This window comes from Vogesella aquatica, assembly GCF_028548455.1.
Lineage (GTDB): Bacteria > Pseudomonadota > Gammaproteobacteria > Burkholderiales > Chromobacteriaceae > Vogesella > Vogesella aquatica.
Genome location: NZ_JAQQLF010000031.1, coordinates 26778 through 44023 on the forward strand (window position 1 = coordinate 26778; position 17246 = coordinate 44023).

The window sequence follows — 17246 nt, forward strand, 5'->3', positions numbered from 1 at the left end:
GCGCGCCTGGTGAAATTATAGTGACGTCCATACCAGATGCACCACGCGGCAGTGTTTGCCGCCTCACTGAAAGGACTGACCATGATTCGCCAAACCCTGCTCGCTGCCTCTTTTGCCCTGGCCTTCGGCGCCGCCCACGCTGCCGAGCCGCTGAACCTGAAGGTGTACAACGCTGACGGTAACAGCTTCCACGCCAACGCCGTGGTAGTGAGCGGCAAGAGCGAAGCGGTGGTGATCGACACCGGCTTTACCCGCGCCGACGCCTACCGCATTGCGGCCAACGTGCTGGACAGCGGCAAAACGCTGAAAACCATCTTCATCAGCAACGCCGACCCGGACTACTACTTTGGCGCCGAAGTGCTGAAGCAGATCTTCCCGCAGGCCGAGGTGGTAACCACCGCTGCCGTGCGCGAGAAAATCAGCGCCAAGCTGGCTGGCAAAGTAGCGTTCTGGGGCCCGAAAATGGGCGCCAACGCCCCGCTAAAACCCATCCTGCCGGCAGCGCTGACCGCTGACAAACTGACCGTAGACGGCGAAAGCATCGACATCCGCGGCACCAGCGGCGTACTGGCGCATCGCCCCTACGTGTGGATTCCGTCCATCCGCGCCATCGCCGGTAACGTAGCCGTATTCGGCAAGCTGCACGTTTGGACTGCCGACACCCAGCAAGCGGGCGAACGCCAGGCCTGGCTTGCCCAGCTGGACGAAATGAAAGCGCTGAAACCGGCGCTGGTGGTGCCAGGCCACATGTTGCCGGGTACCGCGCTGGATGCGTCGGCTATCGATTACACTCGCCAATATCTGCTGCGCTTTGACAGTGAAGCGGCCAAGGCCAAGACCGGCGCCGAGCTGATCGACGCCATGAAGCGTGCCTACCCGGAAGCGGGCCTGGGCATTGCGCTGGATATCGGCGCCAAAGTAAACAAAGGTGAAATGAAATGGTAAGTGCCACTCTGCATTACTACTACGACCCGCTGTGCGGCTGGTGCTACGGCGCCGCACCGCTCACCGCCGCGGCGGCCGCCATCCCAGGTATGCGCGTGGTGCTGCACGCCGGGGCGATGATGAGCGGCGCTAATCGCCAGCCGGTAACCCCGCAGCTGCGCAACTACGTGATGCCGCACGACCAGCGCATCCACGCGCTGACCGGTCAGCCGTTCGGTGATGCCTACTTCAACGGCCTGCTGCTGGATACCAGCGCCGTGTTCGACAGCACGCCGCCGACGCTGGCGATTCTGGCCGCCGAAGCACTGGCGGGGCGTGGCCTGGCCATGCTGCACCGTATCCAGCAGGCGCATTACGCCGAAGGCCGCCGCATTGCCGACGCCGACGTGTTGCAGGCACTGGCCGCCGAGCTGGGGCTGGATGGCGTGGCCTTTGCAGCCGAATACCAGCGCCAGGCTGGCGAGTTCGACGCCCACGTTGGCCGCAGCCATCGTGACATGGCGGCCAACGGCTTGCGCGGTTTCCCGTCGCTGCTGCTGGAGCTGAATGGCAAGCTGCAAAAGCTGGACATCTCGCCGTGGCTGGGCCAGCCCACCGCCTTTGCCGGCCACTTGCAGGCCTTGCTATCCGGAGCCACCGCCGGTGAGCTTGCCGACGGCGCGTTCTGCACACCACAGGGCTGCCAGTAGCCCTGTCGCCATCGCAGCTGTCTGTGATGGCGACGCATGCAAACACCCCCTGCATGCCAGGCATGCAGGGTAATGCCAGTCAGTTAGGCGAATATGATTGGTTTTCAAGTAGTAGGACGTGAGTGAAGCGTCCCATCCCGTTGGCGCGAGCCGGGCAAAATGGTGCGCCCCAGGTTTTAAGACGCCGATTTGTTCGAGCTCCGAGCCGTTAGCGATCTGCGTGCAAATCTTTGATTTGCTCAGCGATGCGAGTTCGGCGGCGCCTGGGGCGTACCATTTTGTACGGGGTTTCGAGCAGCCCCGGGTTGCGGGGGAATGAAAAGGGGGCGGCAATCCGCCCCCTTTCCCGTCTGCCGGGCGGAACCGGCATCTAATTATCGTCCGCATCGCGGACACAAAAGCACTCCTGAACGCAGCAACCCCTTAGTCAAAAAACGCTAGTCAGCGTTAACTGACTGGTATTAGGCACGCAGGGGGTGTTTGCATGGGGTGCGCTGCCCGTGCTGCTTACCAGCTGGCGGGCTGCCCGTGCACGTCAGTCCACGATTTCCAGGTGCACGTCGATATTGCCGCGGGTGGCGTTGGAGTAGGGGCATACCTGGTGGGCGTCGTGTACCAGCTGGGTCAGTACGGCCTTGTCCATGCCCGGCGCGCTGATGCGCAGCGTGGCTTCAATGCCGAAACCGGCCGGGATCGGGCCGATGCCGACGCTGGCGTCAATGCTCAGGCTGGCCGGCAGTGCGATCTTCTGGCGTGCGGCCACAAACTTCATCGCGCCGATAAAGCACGCCGAGTAGCCAGCGGCAAACAGCTGTTCCGGGTTGGTACCGGTGCCGCCAGCGCCACCCAGCGCCTTGGGCGTGCTCAGCGCCAAGTCGAGCGCGCCGTCATCGCTCTGGCTGCGGCCGTCGCGGCCGCCAGTGGTGTGGGCGTGGGCAGTGTACAGAATGGTTTCCAGCATGATTTTTCCTTTAACTTGCTATTAAATAGCGTGCTATGTATTTGCCGGCAAAAAAGGCAGCCAATACTGCCTGTGGTGCCGTGCCAGCTTGCCGGTAGCGGCTGGCACGCTGAACTCAGAGATCGCCTGTGGCTTGCGACAGTTGGCCGCGCAGCGCTTCCAGGCTGGCTTTCAGCTGCTTCAGCTCGTCCAGGCTGCAGCCGGCGGCGCAAAACACCGCCGGCGGTATCGCCTCGGCTTGCTGGCGCAGGCTGCGGCCGGCGTCGGTCAGGCGGATGATCACCTGGCGTTCGTCGCTGGCGCTGCGCTGGCGGCTGACCAGCTCGCCGGCTTCCAGCCGCTTCAGCAGCGGTGTCAGCGTGGCAGAATCCAGAAACAGCCGCTGGCCGATGTCGGACACGGTCAGCTCGTCGCCTTCCCATAGCACCATCATCACCAGGTACTGCGGGTAGGTCAGGCCCAGCGGCGTGAGTACGCTGCGGTACAGTTTGTTCATGGCCAGGCTGGTGGAGTACAGCGCAAAACAGAGCTGTTGATCCAGCAGCAGCGGTGACGGGGTAGTGGTATCCATATGCGGCATAATAAATAGCACACTATTTATTTGCAAGCTATTTTGTACGCGATGCAAAAATAAAGCCCGACTTCGGTCGGGCTGGGGTGCGTGCAGGCAGGGCAGGTTCAGTTGGCCGGTGCCGGGGCCGGGCGGCTGGTGATGTTGCCGGCTGCGTAGGTCTCGGCCAGATAGTTGGCCGACGACACGATGATGTCACGCGCAACCATGTCCAGCGCCAGGCTTTTGGAGATCGACCAGCCACCGCCTACGCCACCACCAATGGCAGCGAAGCCCCAGCTGGATTTGTCACTGTTGGCCGCAAACGAGCGCGCTTCGTGGATTTCCAGAGTCTGCGGGTTCATCGAGGTCAGGTCCAGCTGCATGGACGCTTTTTCGGTGTTCTTGGAGATCAGCCCCAGTAGCGGGATGAAGCCGCCACCCAAGGCACCGCCTTCTTTGGAAAGCTCCAGCGCGGTGATCTGGCCGGCAATCATCAGGTCGATTTTAGGCGGGGCTACGGTCTGGCCGGTAGCGGCCAGCATCTCGCGCATTTTCTTGAACTGTTCCAGGTCCACCAGCTTGAAGCAGCCGGTTTCGCGAATGGCGTTGGTCAGCATGGAGCGCATGCCGTTGCCGATGCCCTGCACACCGCCGTTACCAGCGATCAAACCAGCCAGTGCAGCCATGCCACCGCCGGGGCCGCCCTGGGCCTGGCAGCTGGCGGCGGTACATTCCAGCGTATTGATGGCAATGGTTTTGCCGGTGGAGGCCTGGCATTTCACCACCGGGATGGCCATTTGTTCTACTTTGGTGTCAGCCAGAGCGGCGCTGCTGGCGATGGCAAGGGCTGCAATGGAGAGAGAGCGAGTGATTTTATGCATTTGCTAGCATTCATTGGGGTTTATTCCTATCGATTTTAAAATAAATACCATTGATATGTCATTTATTAATGATGTTTGCTTGCAAGTGCCCGCCGTAAGTTGCCATTAGTGCGACAACGCAGTGTTGCGTGTATCGCTAGGGTAAGGGCCGGCCGCAGGACAGGGCTGGCATGGCAAAAGCGGCGACAGCACCGCTTTGCGCGTGAGTGACCGCGTGGAGCCAGCCGCCAGAAGCTGGTCAGACTCAATCCAGTTTGCCGCTCGCCCGCAGGTGCGAGGTGTAGACATTGTCTGCCGCCAGCGCGCTGCCGCTGGCCAGGGCGGCCAGCCAGTCGTCGGTGCTGGCTACGGCGGCGAAGCCGGTGTGCATCACCGTGCAGTAGACGCGGTGGATTTCCTCGGCGCTGGCGCTGCCGGCGGTGTTGCGGTAGGGCAGCGAGCCGCTGGCGTCGTGCAGCAGCTCTACCCGGTAGCCGTCGTGGCTGGCGTGGATGATGGTGCTGGCGTCGCAGTTGTGCGTCATGTAGCCGCATATGGTCAGCGTGTCGATGCCGCGTTCGCACAGCCAGGCGCCCAGCCCGGTGCCGGTAAAGCAGCTGGCGTACTGTTTATCCAGCAGCAGCTGGTGCGGGCGGGCGGACACCTCGGGGTGCAGGGCCGCGCCGTGGCTGCCGGTGGCAAAAATCGGGCTGCCGGCCGGGGCAAGGTGGCGTACCACCACTACCGGCACGCCGGCCAGCTTGGCTGCATCCATGGCCTGCAGGATGCGCGGCAGCGTTTGTTCGCGCGGCGGGTAGCTGATGGGCAGCTGGCCGTCGAAGTATTCGTTCTGTACGTCGATCACGATCAGGGCGCGGTGCGGGGTGCTCATGGCGGTTTCCTTGTGGGGTTGGTGTGGCACACAGTGTGCCGCGCTGGTGTTGCCAGCGTGAGTGGCCCGAATGCCAATATGCGTTAAGATCAGGCCAATCAAGACTCAGGCGAGCGTGCTATGCGACAGGTGGCGGTGGTGGCATTTGACGGGATCAGCCCGTTTCATCTGGCGGTGCCGTGCGCGGTGTTTGGCGAACGCCACGGCGCGGCGCTGGGTTACCGTTTGCAGGTGTGCAGCTGGGAGGCCGGGCCGCTGGCCAGCAGTGCCGGCTTCCAGTTACAGGGGCTGGCCGGCCTGGCCGAGCTGGCGGGTGCCGACGTGGTGATTGTGCCCAGCTGGCGCAACGTGGACGAGTTGGCCGCACCGGCGCTATTGCAGGCGCTGCGCGACGCCCACGCCCGCGGTGCGGTGGTGATGGGCTTGTGCCTGGGCGCCTACGTGCTGGCGCAGGCCGGTTTGCTGGATGGCATGGCGGCTACCACGCACTGGGCGTTTGCCGACGATTTTGCCGCGCGCTTTCCCGCGGTAACTGTCCTGCCCGACAGCTTGTACCTGGACGACGGCCAGGTGCTGACCTCGGCCGGCACCGCGGCGGCACTGGATTGCTGCCTGCATCTGCTGCGCTGTCAGTGCGGCGCAGCGGCGGCGGGGCAGGTGGCGCGTTATCTGGTGACGCCACCGCACCGCCAGGGTGGCCAGGCGCAGTACATTGCACAACCCTTGCCGGCCAACACCCGTGACGATCGCCTAAGCGGCCTGCTGGATGAGGTGCGCGCCAGCCTGGCGCAGCCGCATACGCTGGATAGCCTGGCGGCGCGGGTACTGATGAGCCGGCGCACCTTTACCCGCCATTTTCGCCAGCTAACCGGCAGTACCGTGCAGCAATGGCTGCTGGCCGAGCGCCTGGCGCGGGCGCAGCAGCTGCTGGAGACCACAGCGCTGCCGGTAGAGACCATTGCGCAGCAGGCCGGTTTTGGCAGTGCGCCGTCGTTGCGGCTGCACTTCCGGCGCCGCTTCGGCGTGTCGCCCGGTGACTGGCGGCGCAGCTTTGCCGGCTAGGCGGGCTGCATTGCTGCCGGTTGCGATCCGGGTTGGCCGCATTCGCGGCCGTGCAGGCTTATGGCTGTGCCTGGCACACCTCTTCCTGACCTTGCCATTCCCACACCACGGTAGCAGCGCCGTGGTGTTCCCATAGCCAGCTGTTGCGCCCTGCGTAGCGGGCACCACTGGCGGCCGGCTGCTGGTACATCAGCTCGCTGCGGTCGCCGCGCTCGGCTATCAGCGTGGCAGGTTCGGTGGCGTAGAAGCGCACCTGCATCTCGTTGGCCGCAGTGGCGCCGCATTGGTAGCGCACCTGGGCTTGCGCCGGTAGCAGCTGGTAACGCGCCTGTAGCTCGGCAATGCGCAGCGTGTAGCCATCGCGTACACAGGCCGCCAAGTCGGCAGCTTTCCAGCAGTCGTCACGCCCTTTTACCCAGCCGCGTTGTTCGGCTTTCAGGGTGGCGCGTTGCGGCTGGCCGGTTTTGGCGAGTGCGCTGCGGTAGGCGCTGGCCAGCTGGCGGTCCAGCTTGGCAAGTGGCGGGGTGTGGCATACCAGGCGTTCGGCGCTGCTGGCGGCCTGGCGGCAGGGGAAGGACGGGCTGTGCGCTGCAGCCAGTGCTGGCAGCAAGATTAACGTTGTGGTGAGCAGCTTTTTCATGTTCAGTCCGGCCGGTGGGTGATTTATGGTTTGTTTATGCAAAAGGTTGGCGTTTTATTATCGAAAAGATATTTAACTTTTTGGCATGGCTGTGGTCTTATAGAAATTGACCATTTTATGGCGTGTCATCGTGTCTGCTTCGGGTTGCAGCAGGGTGCGCCGGGCAAGGAAACGAGCATGAACGCAGCCAAGCGTATCAAGAAAAGAATGGATGAGGGTGGGCAGTGCAAGCAGCTGGCGGTATTGAAGCAGCTGGCCTTGGCGCTGGAATTGAAGCTGCCGTTTGATGTGGCAGGGTTGGCCGCGCTGGATGCCGCCCATTTTGAGCTGGCGCAGCACCTGCTGGCCGATTGGCACGGCGAGCTGCATATCGATGCCCGTGGCCGGCTGATCGAGCGCCTGCTGGCAGAAAACCCGGCGCTGATGCGCCCGGCGAGCGGGCGCCGCCCGGGCAGCCGCAGCCAGGCAGCGGTGGCGGCATCCGCCACGGTGACTCAGTCCAGGTAGTCGTGCATGCGCTGCTGGTACAGCTTGTCACGCAGGGTGCCGACCTGGCGCCAAAGGCAGCTGGCTAGCGCCGGATTGCGCGCGGCATAGCTGCGCGAAAAGATCAGATAATATGGTTTGGCGACCACCGGTGGCTGCAGCTTTACCAGCTTCAGGCCATCGTGGTGGGACAGATAGCTGTCACCTAGCAGCTCATGGGTGGCGTAGGCATCGATGCGGCCAGCCTGCAGCTTCATGAAATTCTGCGCTACGCTGCTCACCGGTTCGGCGGGTATGCCCAGCCGCTCCAGATCGAGATTGATCGACCAGCCCAGATTGGTACCCACCCTGCGAGTCAGCCCTTGCAGCGTGGCGCCGTCCCATTGCAGGGTGTGCCCGGCGCGGGCGTACAGTACATAGCTCAGGGTGGCCAGCCGCTGCGCCTCGTTTGGCTTGCCGTTTTGTAGCGGGTAGGCGGCGTAGGCTGCCCGCTCGGTGGTGTACGACAGCAGGCCGGCGGCGTCCAGATCGCCATTCTCCAGTTCTTTCAGCATGCGTGTGCCCGGCAGCAGCTTGATGCGCATCGATACGTCACAGTTGGCCGCGGCACGCTGCAATAGCTCCACCGCGACACCAGGCTGGTTGGCGGGTAGCGTGGCGTCGCCCAGCTTGTACGGCGGCGTTGCCTGATCGCCCAGGCCCAGTAGCAGGCTGCCAGCGGCAAGGCTGCTGGCACTGGCTAGGCACATCAGGGATAGCAGGGCTCTCAAGGTTTGCCTCCGATAAAGCGTTTTAATATAAGACAGTTATGTTGCAGCCACGTGGCAATGGCAAGCCGCGGGCTGTTCAGCTGTCCGCTTTAGCCGTGGCCAAGTTGTCGCCAGCCCCTGGTGGCAGACGGCGGAACTGTAGCGTGGAGAGCATGGCCAGTGTGCCCATGATGGCAAACGACCACGAAAAGTCGCTCAGCTGCAGCGTGGCGTGGCCTTGCAGTGCCGATACGCCCTGCAGCGCAAAAGCCGCCAGCGTCACCCCCATGCCGGAAGCCAGCTGCTGGCCCACGCTGGATAGTGTGGAGGCGTGGCTCATGTCCTGCTGGCGGATGTCGGCAAACGCCAGCGCATTCAGGCTGGTGAATTGCAGCGAACGCAGGCAGCCGCCCAGCAGGAAGGTAGCCAGCATCAGCCAGTGCGGGCTGCTGGCGTCAAACAGGCCGTAGGCGGCAAACGACACGCCGCACAGCAGGCTGTTGACGATGACGATGCGGCGAAAGCCGAACCGCTGCAACACGCGTGGCATCAGTGTTTTCATGAAGATGGCGCCAATGGCGGTGCTGCAGGTCAGCAGGCCGGACTCGAACGGTGTCATGCCCAGCCCCAGCTGCAGCATCAGCGGCAGCAGGAACGGGGTAGAGCCCATGCCGGCGCGGAACAGGAAACCGCCCAGTACACTGGCGTGGAAAGTTGGGGTGCGCAGCAGGCTCAGGCGCAGCAGCGGGTGCGGGTGGTGCCGTTCGTGGCGCGGGTACAGCGCCAGCAATAGCAGCCCGCTAAGCGCCAGGCTGCTGGACCACGCCACCGACAGCATGTGTTTACCTTCGGTAGCCAGCCCCAGCATGGCCAGCGACAGCCCCAGGCCGGTGAGCAGAAAGCCGGTTTTATCCAGCGGCGGGTTGGCCGCATCGCGCAGGTTGGCAATGTGCCGCCCGGCCAGCACCAGCCCCAGCGCGGCAATCGGCAGATTGATCAGGAAAATCCAGCGCCAGTGAAAGTAGGTGCTGATGAAGCCGCCCAGCAATGGCCCCAGTACCGGCCCCAGCAGCGCCGGGATGGTGACGTAGCCCATGGCGCGCACCAGGTCTTGCTTGGGCGTGCCGCGCAGGATCACCAGCCGGCCCACCGGCACCATCATCGCCCCGCCCATGCCCTGCACGAAGCGGGCCGCCACAAACCCTGTCAGGCTGCTGCTGAACGCGCACAGCAGCGAGCCCAGTGCAAACACCGCGATGGCGGTGCGGAACACGCGGCGGGTGCCGTAGCGGTCGGCCATCCAGCCGCTAATGGGGATGAACACCGCCAGGCTCACCAGGTAAGACGTCAGCGCCAGCTTCAGCGCAATCGGGTCCACGCCCAGGTCTTGCGCGATGGCGGGCAGCGAGGTGGAAATCACCGTGGCGTCCAGGTTTTCCATGAACAGCGCGGTGGCAATAATCAGCGGGGTGATCAGGTGGCGCGGCAGGGCGGGCAGCATGGCAGTGGCAAGAGGCGGGAGTAGACCGGCACTGTAGCAGATTGTGCCGGCCCGTGCGGCGGGCAGGGGCGGAACATTCTGTTCCTGCGGCCAACCCTGCCATGCGCATTGCTACATTTACAGCATCATGCCGCCGGACACCTCGATGCGCTGCGCATTCACCCAGCGGCTGCCGTCGGACAGCAAGGCGGCAATCGCCCCGCCGATATCGTCGGCCTCGCCGACGCGGCCCAGCGCAGTCTGGCTGGCCACAAACCGGTTCAGCTCCGGGTTGTCGCGTACGCTGCCGTTGCCAAAATCGGTGGCAATGGCGCCGGGGGCCACGGTGTTGACGGCAATGCCGCGTGCGCCCAGTTCTTTGGCCAGGTAGCGCGTCATCACCTCAATGCCGCCCTTCATCATGGCGTAAGCGGCAAAGCCCGGCAGGGCAAAGCGGGCCAGCCCGCTGGACAGGTTGACGATGCGCCCGCCGTCGGCCAATAGGGGTAGCAGCGCCTGGGTCAGGAAAAACGGCCCTTTCAGATGAATCTGCATCAGCTGGTCAAACTGCGCTTCGCTGGTGTCGGCAAAAGCGGCATGGATGCCGATGCCGGCATTGTTCACCAGAAAATCAAACTGTGTGCGGCCGAACTGCTGTGGCAGCACCTCGGCCACGCGGGTGGCAAAGGCGGCAAAGTCCTGGCTGCGGCCAACGTCCAGCGGCAGCGCCACGGCCTGCGCACCGCTGGCGCGTACCGCTGCTAGGACTTCGTCGGCGGCGGCGCGGTTTTGCTGGTAGGTCAGGATGAGGTCGCAACCCTGGGCGGCCAGCGCCAGGGCGGTGTGTTTGCCTAGGCCACGGCTGCCGCCGGTGATGAGGGCAATCTTGCGCATGTGAAGCTCCATGTGTGGGTGGGACAGCGCGGTGCTGTCATGCGCTGCAGTCTATTGGTGCTGCGCTTTCAGATAAATACAGCTTTATCGATTAGACTATCCGTGAATATCGGATAGTGGGGTGGCTATGGAGCAACTGGATTGCATGCGGGTGTTTTTACGGGTGGCCGAGCTGGGCAGCTTTGTGCGCGCGGCCGAGAGCCTGGGCCTGCCGCGTACCACGGTGTCGGAGGCGGTGCAGCGGCTGGAGGCCCGGCTGGGCACGCGCTTGCTGCAGCGGACCACGCGCCGGGTGCAGCTCACCCAGGATGGCGTGCTGTACAGCGAACGCTGTCGTGACCTGCTGGCCGATTTCGACGAACTGGGCAGCCTGTTCCAGGGCAGCGAGGCGGCGCTGGCCGGCCGGCTGCGGGTGGATATGTCCAGCGGCATCGCCCGCCACATGGTGCTGCCGCAGCTGCCGGCGTTTCTGGCGGCGCACCCCGGCATTGTGCTGGAACTGTCCAGCACCGACCGGCGGGTGGATGTGGTGCGCGAGGGGTTCGACTGCGTGGTGCGCGTTGGCACCGTGGGGGATGACAGCCTGGTGTGCCGGCCACTGGGCTGCCTGCCACAGGTTAATTGCGCCAGCCCGGCTTACCTGCAGCAGTATGGTTGGCCGCTGCAGCTTGCCGATCTGGCCAGCCATCGGCTGGTGCATTACGTAGCGCAGCTGGGTAGCCGGCCGGCGGGTTTCGAGTATCGCAGTGCCGACGGCCAGCGTTGCTGGCAGCCGGTAGCGGGGCAGCTGCACGTAAACAGTGCCGATGCCTATCTGGCGGCGTGCCTGGCCGGTATCGGCATCATCCAGCTGCCGCGCCAGGCAGTCAGCAGCCTGCTGGCCGACGGCAGCCTGTGCGAGGTGCTGCCGCAATGGCCGGCGCCGCCGATGGCGGTGAACCTGCTGTACCCCACGCGCCGCCATCAGCCGCCGCGCGTGCAGCGCTTCATGCAGTGGCTGGATAGCGTCATCCGGCCGCAGCTGTTGGCGCTAGACGCCGGCAACTGAGTCGGCCAGACGCAACAACGCCCTGCGGGCAGCGGCCGGCAGGGCGTGGCGGGGTGGCCGCGCTTACAGCGCTTCCAGCGCCAGCAGCTCTTCCACCGTCTGGCGGCGGCGGATCAGGCGGTCGCTATCGCCGTCTACCAGCACTTCGGCGATCAGCGGGCGGCTGTTGTAGTTGCTGGACATCGATGCGCCGTAGGCGCCGGTATCGTGGAAGACCAGCAGGTCGCCTACATTGGCCGCCGGCAGGTTGCGCGGCAGTACCACGCCGCCGTCGCCCTGGGTGAACACGTCGCCCGATTCGCACAGCGGGCCGGCTACCACGCTGGGTTTCTCGTCACGCAGCACGCCGTCTTGCGGCACCACGGTAATGTGGTGGTAGCTGCCGTACATCGACGGGCGCATCAGCTCGTTGAAGCCGGCGTCCACCAGTACAAAGTGGTTGCGGCCAACGTCTTTGGTGGCGCGTACTTCGGCCAGCAGGTTGCCGGATTCGGCCACCAGGTAGCGGCCCGGCTCGATTTCCAGCGCCAGCGGGTGGCCCAGCAGCGCGGCGGCCTGGTGACGGGCGGTGTCCCACAGGCCAAAGTAATGCGCGGTATCCACGCTGGCGTCGCCGTCGCGGTAGGGGATGGACAGGCCGCCGCCGGCAGAAATGGCGTGCAGGTCGTGGCCGGCGTCTTTCACCAGGCGTACCAGGTTCACCATGGCGCCGCACACTTCTTGCAGGTGGCCGTAATCCACACCGGAGCCAATGTGCATGTGCAGGCCCACCAGCTGCAGGCCGTGCTGGCGGATGACGGCCAGCGCCGCCGGCAGGTCGCTATGCCAGATGCCGTGCTTGCTGTGCTCGCCGCCGGTGTTGGTCTTGTTGCTGTGGCCGTGGCCAAAGCCGGGGTTGATGCGCAGCCACACGCGGTGGCCGGGGTGGGCAGCGCCCAGCTGGTGCAGCATGTCGATGGAGCCGGCGTTCACCGGAATATTGTGCTCTACCACCAGCGCCAGCGTGTCGCGGTCCAGCAGGTCGGCGGTAAACACAATGCCGGACGGCTCGCCCTGGGCGTCGTAGCCGGCGGCCAGCGCACGCAGGATTTCACCACGCGACACCGCGTCCACCTTCACGCCCTGTTCGCGCATCAGGCGCAGGATGTGGGTGTTGCTGCAGGCCTTCTGCGCAAAACGGATGGTGTCGAAGGCGGCCAGCTCGGCAATGCGCTGGCGAATGGTGGCGGCGTCGTACGTCCACAGCGGGGTGCCGTAGCGGGCGGCCAGGCCGGCCAGGCGGGAAGTGTCGGGTGTTTGCATCGCTTTGTCCTGTTATATGTGCCGTCGTGCGGCGTGTTGCCCTGCATCATGCCCGCTGCCGTCTATTCGGTAAAATGCTATTATTTTTGCAATCCATTCAATTTTGATATGAGGTGAGTGTGGAGATCAGTCACCGCCACATCGAAGTCTTTCGCGCCATCATGCTCAGCGGCAGCGTCACCGGTGCTGCCGCGCTGCTGCGCACCTCGCAGCCCACCGTCAGCCGCGAGCTGGCACGGCTGGAGCAGCTGCTGGGCTACGCGCTGTTCCAGCGTGACAAGGGGCGCCTGCAGGCCACGGCGCGGGCGCTGGCGCTGTACGACGAGGTGCAGCGCGCCTACGTCGGCCTGCAGCGGGTAAGCGACGCCGCGGCCAACCTGGCGCGGCTGGACCAGGCACAGCTGGCGCTGGTGTGCCTGCCGGCGTTTGCCCACGCCTTGCTGCCGGCGGTGTGTCGCCGTTTGCACGCGGTGGCCGGCCAGGCGCGGGTGGCGATTACACCGCAGGAGTCGCCGCTGCTGGAAGAGTGGCTCAGCGCACAGCGCTTCGACCTGGGTCTGACCGAGCACAGCGAGGCGCCGCCCGGCACTCGCTTGCAAGCGGTGCTGGAGGCCGACGAGCTGTGCGTGCTGCCCGAGGGTCACCCCTTATTGGCGCATAGCGTGCTGACGCCGCAGCATTTTGCCGGCCAGCCCTTTGTCAGCCTGTCGCCGGACGACCGCTACCGCCGCCTGCTGGACGCGGTGTTCGAGCAGGCCGGCGTCAGCCGCCAGCTGCTGTGGGAAACGCACAGCGCGGTGTCGGTGTGCGCGCTGGTGCGTGAAGGGCTGGGCGTGGCCATCGTCAACCCGCTTACCGCGCTGGCGATGGCCGGCCACGGCTTGCAGCTGCGCCGTTTTGCGGTGTCGGTGCCGTACCGCGTCAGCCTGGTGCAGCCGCTTTATCGCCCGGCGTCGCCGCTCAGCGCCACATTTATCGATATGCTGCAGCAGGAAGCCACCAGCCTGCAGCAAAGCTTGGCCGCGCTGTAGCGGCCACGCCAGGCTGGCGGGCAAAGTGCGGGTGTTGCTGTGCCCGGTCAATCAGGGTTGTGTTGCATAAACTTCTGAATTGGCAGTGTTTATTCGCGAAAGACAAGCGCCGTTTGGGCTGTAAGCAGGCTTTGTCATCCATCTCATATCGGCCGCACTGCCGCGGCCAATCCTTACCATGCGGCGGCGCTGTGCCGCCAGCGGGAGACCCCATGCGCAAGATCGTCATTGCCCCCGATTCGTTCAAGGAAACCCTCAGCGCCCGTCAGGTAGCCGACATCATCGCTGCCGCGCTGGCGCCGCATCTGCCGCATACCGAGCTGCACACCGTGCCGGTGGCCGACGGCGGCGAAGGCACGCTGGACGCGCTGTTGGCCGCCACCGCCGGCCAATATCACTATCTGGACGTACGCGGCCCGCTGGGCGCGCCGGTGCGGGCGGCGTGGGGCATGCTGGGCGACGGCGAAACGGCAGTGGTGGAGATGGCCGCCGCCAGCGGCATTGCGCTGGTGCCGCGTGAACAGCGCGACCCGCTGCGCGCCTGCAGCTACGGCACCGGCCAGCTTGTCCGCGCCGCGCTGGACCACGGCGCGCGGCGGCTGATTCTGGCCATCGGCGGCTCCGCCACCAACGACGGCGGCGCCGGCATGTTGGCCGCACTGGGGGCGCAGCTGCTGGATGCCGCCGGCCAGCCGCTGCCGCCAGGCGGTGCGGCGCTGGCGAAGCTGGCCACGCTGGATCTGGCCGGGCTGGACGCGCGGCTGGCGCAGTGCCGTATCGACATTGCCTGCGACGTGCGCAACCCGCTGCTGGGCGAGCACGGCGCCAGCGCGGTATTCGGCCCGCAAAAGGGCGCCACGCCGGCCATGGTGGCGCAGCTGGACGCCGCGCTGGCGCATTACGCTGCCGTGTTGCACGCCGCTACTGGCTGCGATGCGGCCAACTTGCCGGGTAGCGGTGCCGCCGGCGGCATGGGCGCGGCCGCGCTGGCGGTGCTGGGCGGGCGCATGCAGGCCGGCATCGAACTGGTGCTGGACGCGGCAGGGTTGGCCGCCGCCATACAGGGCGCCGACCTGGTGATTACCGGCGAAGGCCGGCTGGACGGGCAGAGCGCCTTTGGCAAGACGCCAGTGGGCGTAGCCACGCTGGCGGCGCGCTACGGCGTGCCCACCATCGCCATTGGCGGCGCGTTGGGCGACGGCGTAGAAACGCTGCAGCAGCACCATATCCGTGCTGTATTTGCCTGCGTGGACCGCATCTCCACGCTGGAGGCGGCGCTGGGTAACGCTGCGGCCAACCTGTCACGCGTGGCCGGCAATGTGGGCGCGCTGCTGGCGCTGCGGGGCAAGCCCTAGCCACTGGCCGGGCGGGCAGGGTGTTGCTGATGGCATTGCGGCGGGCGCTGGCAATTGTCATAGTAATGTATCGAAACACTACGGATGCCCGCCATGTTCCGCCCCCTGCAAAAGCAAGCCATGACCCTGCTGGGCAAGCTAAAGTACTTCAGCAAGCCGCCCATCATCGTGTACGACCCCAGCAGCTACAAGGTAAAAGGCGCCGACGTGCGCGAGCTGCTGGGCGTGCTGCAGCCCGGTGACATCCTGCTGCGAGCCTACGATGGCTACCTCGACAGCTGGTTCATCCGCAGCAGCCGCCCGCTGGGCAAGGGCGCCCGCCGCCGTGGCGTGTTTACCCACGCCGCGCTGTACGTTGGCCGCCTGGGCCCGGAGCACCGCGCCCGTGCTGCCGCCGATATCAGCGGCTACGCTTGGGATAAAGACCGGCGCATCCCGCCCGAGCAGCTGCCGCAGCACCGCAAAGCCATGCGCGAGCACTTTTTCGATGGTGTGCTGAAGCCCGACCAGGCCGGAAACTGGCCCGATAACGCCATGGTGATCCACGCCATGGCCGAAGGCGTGCAGATGGAAGACATCCTCAGCTTCTGCCGTTGCGACTACCTGCAGGTACTGCGCCTGCCAGCGCAGTTTCAGGGCGTGCCGCACGCCGAGCTGCCGCCGGTGTTCCGCCTGCAAGCCGATAGCGAAGAGGCCCGGCTGGCCGGCAGCCTGCTGGCCGACCAGTGCCTGCAGCGCGAAGACGCCACCCGGCTGGCCTGCGCCGCCGCGCTGGGCAAGCTGGGCGCCGAGTACGACTTTGCCTGCAACGACGTCAAGGCGTTCCAGAGCTTTAGCTGCGCCGAGCTGGTGTTTTATTGCTATCGGGCGGTAGGGCAGTGGCTGGACATGCGCCCGCGCCTGCACGGCTTTCTGGGCCTGTGGCCGCGCCGGCTAACGGTGACGCCGGACGACTTTACCGAGACGCGGCTGGAAACCGTGTGGCAAAGCCGGTCGCTGCGCGCCCAGGCTTGCCTGTCAGAAGAGCTTGTTCGCCAGCACTCGCTACGGCATCTGGCCGAGGTGTTTGGTGTACCCGAGACATCGCTGTCGCTGGCTGTCCGCTTCGATGAGTTGGCGGCGGATCCGGTTTCGGACTTCAAGCGAAACCAATTCGACATCGTTGACGACGACATCAGGGATGTCGCAGATAAGCGGATTCTCAAAGAGATGGCGCAGGGGAAGCTGGTTATCCAGACTGTCGGCGACTATTGCGATCACATGGTCCGTTGCAGCCGCATTCATCCCGAAGAAGTCTCCTTCGTTCTTCGGCTACCCCGGTAGGTTGAACAATATGAGGTAGCAAGCAGCGTGGGCCAAGGCGGGCAAGTCGTGCCCACTGCCTTGTCGGGATGACTGGGTGAACATGCTGCGCTTTGCCCGGCCAATGTGTTAACAGTGCTCCGCCAAACACAGCCGCAGCCAAGCTGTGAAAGCGGTATGCATAGGTAACATTCAACTTAGGAGAGATATGGAAAAGGTCAATTGTATTGTTCACGGCTGGCAAGAGGAGTCCTTTGTTTGCCAGCACATTGCAGCTTCTCTAAGTACCGGCAAGCCAGTTGGTTTTCATTGGTCGGTCGAGTCAACATCGCGCCATCCTGACGCCTGGTGTTCTGAATGCGAGGACGCACGAGTTGAGGCTGGAGGCGAATGGACACCCGAAGTGGAAGAACAGCTGGATATTCAGCTACTGTGCGGTACATGCTACGACCATGCAAAAGCAATCTGGGTCAATGGGCGCAAGCACGGTAAAGTGGGCTGAATGCCATGGAGCTGAACGTTTGCCGTATTTTCAAGGCGGTCGGCATGGTTTGTCGCGAGCCTGCCCGGTAATCGTTGGGCTTCGCTGCGCTCAACCCAACCTACGGGCTGTATTATTTTGTGTTCGAATCAATCTAATACACGCCTGCCAAGGTGGATATTTCACGTTAGGCAAATTGCACACATATGAAGCCTCGAGATATTTTGCTAAAAAATTTAGAGCCTAGGGTTATTCCATTTTTCAATAGCCGTGGTTTCCGGTTTTCGAGAGGAAAGCTTGAGTTCAATCGAACCGTAGGGTCCATCAAGCAGACCGTTACAATTGCTTTGAGCAAGTGGAATAAGGAAGATGATTGCACTTTCTGGACTATGTGGGGTAGTTGTCGCATCCCTGACGATCATATAAGCAATCGGCTACTCAAACTGAACACAGCACGAGAAGTCATGGGTATCCTGCTACAACTCTCCCGAGCACCCAATCCATGATCGTCAAACT

Annotated in this window: 18 protein-coding genes; 9 read left to right on the forward strand and 9 right to left on the reverse strand. The window is 64.3% G+C overall.

The genetic code is table 11. The features are described 5' to 3' along the window. The first annotated feature begins 81 nt into the window (after positions 1-81). On the forward strand, positions 82-945 hold the full coding sequence (locus tag PQU95_RS17890; protein WP_272753263.1) for an MBL fold metallo-hydrolase: 864 nt from the start codon (positions 82-84) through the stop codon (positions 943-945). Next, positions 939-1634: a DsbA family protein gene (locus tag PQU95_RS17895; RefSeq protein ID WP_272753264.1), complete on the forward strand. Its 696-nt coding sequence runs from the start codon at positions 939-941 to the stop codon at positions 1632-1634. The genes PQU95_RS17890 and PQU95_RS17895 overlap by 7 nt, the downstream gene beginning before the upstream one ends. 535 nt (positions 1635-2169) lie before the next feature. Here PQU95_RS17895 and PQU95_RS17900 read toward each other — a convergent pair. The 4 genes from PQU95_RS17900 to PQU95_RS17915 form a co-directional block, all read right to left on the reverse strand. Further along, positions 2170-2595, reverse strand: coding sequence for an organic hydroperoxide resistance protein (locus tag PQU95_RS17900; RefSeq protein WP_373321420.1), 426 nt, complete (start codon positions 2593-2595; stop codon positions 2170-2172). A gap of 115 nt (positions 2596-2710) precedes the next feature. Then, a complete protein-coding gene (locus PQU95_RS17905; RefSeq protein ID WP_272753265.1) occupies positions 2711-3166 on the reverse strand; it encodes a MarR family winged helix-turn-helix transcriptional regulator in 456 nt (151 codons plus the stop codon). Positions 3167-3273: 107 nt separating this feature from the next. Continuing rightward, positions 3274-4029, reverse strand: coding sequence for a CsgG/HfaB family protein (locus PQU95_RS17910; protein WP_272753266.1), 756 nt, complete (start codon positions 4027-4029; stop codon positions 3274-3276). A 244-nt stretch (positions 4030-4273) separates the two neighbouring features. Further along, positions 4274-4900 (reverse strand): cysteine hydrolase family protein, encoded by a 627-nt coding sequence (locus tag PQU95_RS17915; protein ID WP_272753267.1) that lies wholly within the window; start codon positions 4898-4900, stop codon positions 4274-4276. A 120-nt stretch (positions 4901-5020) separates the two neighbouring features. Between PQU95_RS17915 and PQU95_RS17920 the strand changes: the two genes are divergently transcribed. Continuing rightward, a complete protein-coding gene (locus PQU95_RS17920) occupies positions 5021-5962 on the forward strand; it encodes a GlxA family transcriptional regulator (protein ID WP_272753268.1) in 942 nt (313 codons plus the stop codon). A gap of 58 nt (positions 5963-6020) precedes the next feature. Here PQU95_RS17920 and PQU95_RS17925 read toward each other — a convergent pair whose 3' ends face one another. Continuing rightward, positions 6021-6602, reverse strand: a complete 582-nt coding sequence (locus PQU95_RS17925) for an MliC family protein (protein WP_272753269.1) — start codon at positions 6600-6602, stop codon at positions 6021-6023. 177 nt (positions 6603-6779) lie between these two features. On the opposite strand from PQU95_RS17925, the gene PQU95_RS17930 reads away from it, so the two are divergent. After that, positions 6780-7109 (forward strand): hypothetical protein, encoded by a 330-nt coding sequence (locus PQU95_RS17930; RefSeq protein WP_272753270.1) that lies wholly within the window; start codon positions 6780-6782, stop codon positions 7107-7109. Here PQU95_RS17930 and PQU95_RS17935 read toward each other — a convergent pair. The 3 genes from PQU95_RS17935 to PQU95_RS17945 all read right to left on the reverse strand — a co-directional run bounded on the left by PQU95_RS17935 (position 7097) and on the right by PQU95_RS17945 (position 10211). Next, entirely contained in the window at positions 7097-7858 is a 762-nt protein-coding gene (locus PQU95_RS17935; RefSeq protein ID WP_272753271.1) for a substrate-binding periplasmic protein, read from the reverse strand. The two genes, PQU95_RS17930 and PQU95_RS17935, sit on opposite strands and share 13 nt — an antisense overlap. 76 nt (positions 7859-7934) lie before the next feature. Then, positions 7935-9338, reverse strand: a complete 1404-nt coding sequence (locus PQU95_RS17940) for a DHA2 family efflux MFS transporter permease subunit (protein ID WP_272753272.1) — start codon at positions 9336-9338, stop codon at positions 7935-7937. Positions 9339-9455: 117 nt separating this feature from the next. Further along, positions 9456-10211, reverse strand: a complete 756-nt coding sequence (locus tag PQU95_RS17945; RefSeq protein WP_272753273.1) for an SDR family NAD(P)-dependent oxidoreductase — start codon at positions 10209-10211, stop codon at positions 9456-9458. 127 nt (positions 10212-10338) lie between these two features. Between PQU95_RS17945 and PQU95_RS17950 the strand changes: the two genes are divergently transcribed. Further along, the gene (locus tag PQU95_RS17950) at positions 10339-11259 is read left to right on the forward strand and encodes a LysR family transcriptional regulator (protein WP_272753274.1); all 921 of its coding nucleotides are present in this window, start codon (positions 10339-10341) and stop codon (positions 11257-11259) included. 63 nt (positions 11260-11322) lie between these two features. Here the strand turns inward: PQU95_RS17950 and lysA are convergent, their stop codons facing one another. Continuing rightward, complete coding sequence (gene lysA / locus PQU95_RS17955; protein WP_272753275.1) at positions 11323-12561, reverse strand: diaminopimelate decarboxylase; 1239 nt, start codon at positions 12559-12561, stop codon at positions 11323-11325. A gap of 119 nt (positions 12562-12680) precedes the next feature. On the opposite strand from lysA, the gene PQU95_RS17960 reads away from it, so the two are divergent. The 4 genes from PQU95_RS17960 (at position 12681) to PQU95_RS17975 (ending at position 16751) form a co-directional block, all read left to right on the forward strand. Beyond that, positions 12681-13592: a LysR family transcriptional regulator gene (locus PQU95_RS17960; protein ID WP_272753276.1), complete on the forward strand. Its 912-nt coding sequence runs from the start codon at positions 12681-12683 to the stop codon at positions 13590-13592. 212 nt (positions 13593-13804) lie between these two features. Continuing rightward, positions 13805-14947: a glycerate kinase gene (locus PQU95_RS17965; protein ID WP_272753277.1), complete on the forward strand. Its 1143-nt coding sequence runs from the start codon at positions 13805-13807 to the stop codon at positions 14945-14947. Positions 14948-15040: 93 nt separating this feature from the next. After that, positions 15041-16270, forward strand: coding sequence for a hypothetical protein (locus tag PQU95_RS17970; RefSeq protein WP_272753278.1), 1230 nt, complete (start codon positions 15041-15043; stop codon positions 16268-16270). Positions 16271-16457: 187 nt separating this feature from the next. Beyond that, entirely contained in the window at positions 16458-16751 is a 294-nt protein-coding gene (locus tag PQU95_RS17975; protein WP_272753279.1) for a hypothetical protein, read from the forward strand. Positions 16752-17246 lie beyond the last annotated feature (495 nt).

Excerpts from the sequence above, each read along its gene's own strand:
- PQU95_RS17890 (WP_272753263.1), top strand. The coding sequence starts at position 82 with ATGATTCGCCAAACCCTGCTCGCTGCCTCTTTTGCCCTGGCCTTCGGC.
- PQU95_RS17895 (WP_272753264.1), top strand. The coding sequence starts at position 939 with ATGGTAAGTGCCACTCTGCATTACTACTACGACCCGCTGTGCGGCTGG.
- PQU95_RS17900 (WP_373321420.1), bottom strand. The coding sequence starts at position 2,595 with ATGCTGGAAACCATTCTGTACACTGCCCACGCCCACACCACTGGCGGC.
- PQU95_RS17905 (WP_272753265.1), bottom strand. The coding sequence starts at position 3,166 with ATGGATACCACTACCCCGTCACCGCTGCTGCTGGATCAACAGCTCTGT.
- PQU95_RS17910 (WP_272753266.1), bottom strand. The coding sequence starts at position 4,029 with ATGCATAAAATCACTCGCTCTCTCTCCATTGCAGCCCTTGCCATCGCC.
- PQU95_RS17915 (WP_272753267.1), bottom strand. The coding sequence starts at position 4,900 with ATGAGCACCCCGCACCGCGCCCTGATCGTGATCGACGTACAGAACGAA.
- PQU95_RS17920 (WP_272753268.1), top strand. The coding sequence starts at position 5,021 with ATGCGACAGGTGGCGGTGGTGGCATTTGACGGGATCAGCCCGTTTCAT.
- PQU95_RS17925 (WP_272753269.1), bottom strand. The coding sequence starts at position 6,602 with ATGAAAAAGCTGCTCACCACAACGTTAATCTTGCTGCCAGCACTGGCT.
- PQU95_RS17930 (WP_272753270.1), top strand. The coding sequence starts at position 6,780 with ATGAACGCAGCCAAGCGTATCAAGAAAAGAATGGATGAGGGTGGGCAG.
- PQU95_RS17940 (WP_272753272.1), bottom strand. The coding sequence starts at position 9,338 with ATGCTGCCCGCCCTGCCGCGCCACCTGATCACCCCGCTGATTATTGCC.
- PQU95_RS17945 (WP_272753273.1), bottom strand. The coding sequence starts at position 10,211 with ATGCGCAAGATTGCCCTCATCACCGGCGGCAGCCGTGGCCTAGGCAAA.
- PQU95_RS17950 (WP_272753274.1), top strand. The coding sequence starts at position 10,339 with ATGGAGCAACTGGATTGCATGCGGGTGTTTTTACGGGTGGCCGAGCTG.
- lysA (WP_272753275.1), bottom strand. The coding sequence starts at position 12,561 with ATGCAAACACCCGACACTTCCCGCCTGGCCGGCCTGGCCGCCCGCTAC.
- PQU95_RS17965 (WP_272753277.1), top strand. The coding sequence starts at position 13,805 with ATGCGCAAGATCGTCATTGCCCCCGATTCGTTCAAGGAAACCCTCAGC.
- PQU95_RS17970 (WP_272753278.1), top strand. The coding sequence starts at position 15,041 with ATGTTCCGCCCCCTGCAAAAGCAAGCCATGACCCTGCTGGGCAAGCTA.
- PQU95_RS17975 (WP_272753279.1), top strand. The coding sequence starts at position 16,458 with ATGGAAAAGGTCAATTGTATTGTTCACGGCTGGCAAGAGGAGTCCTTT.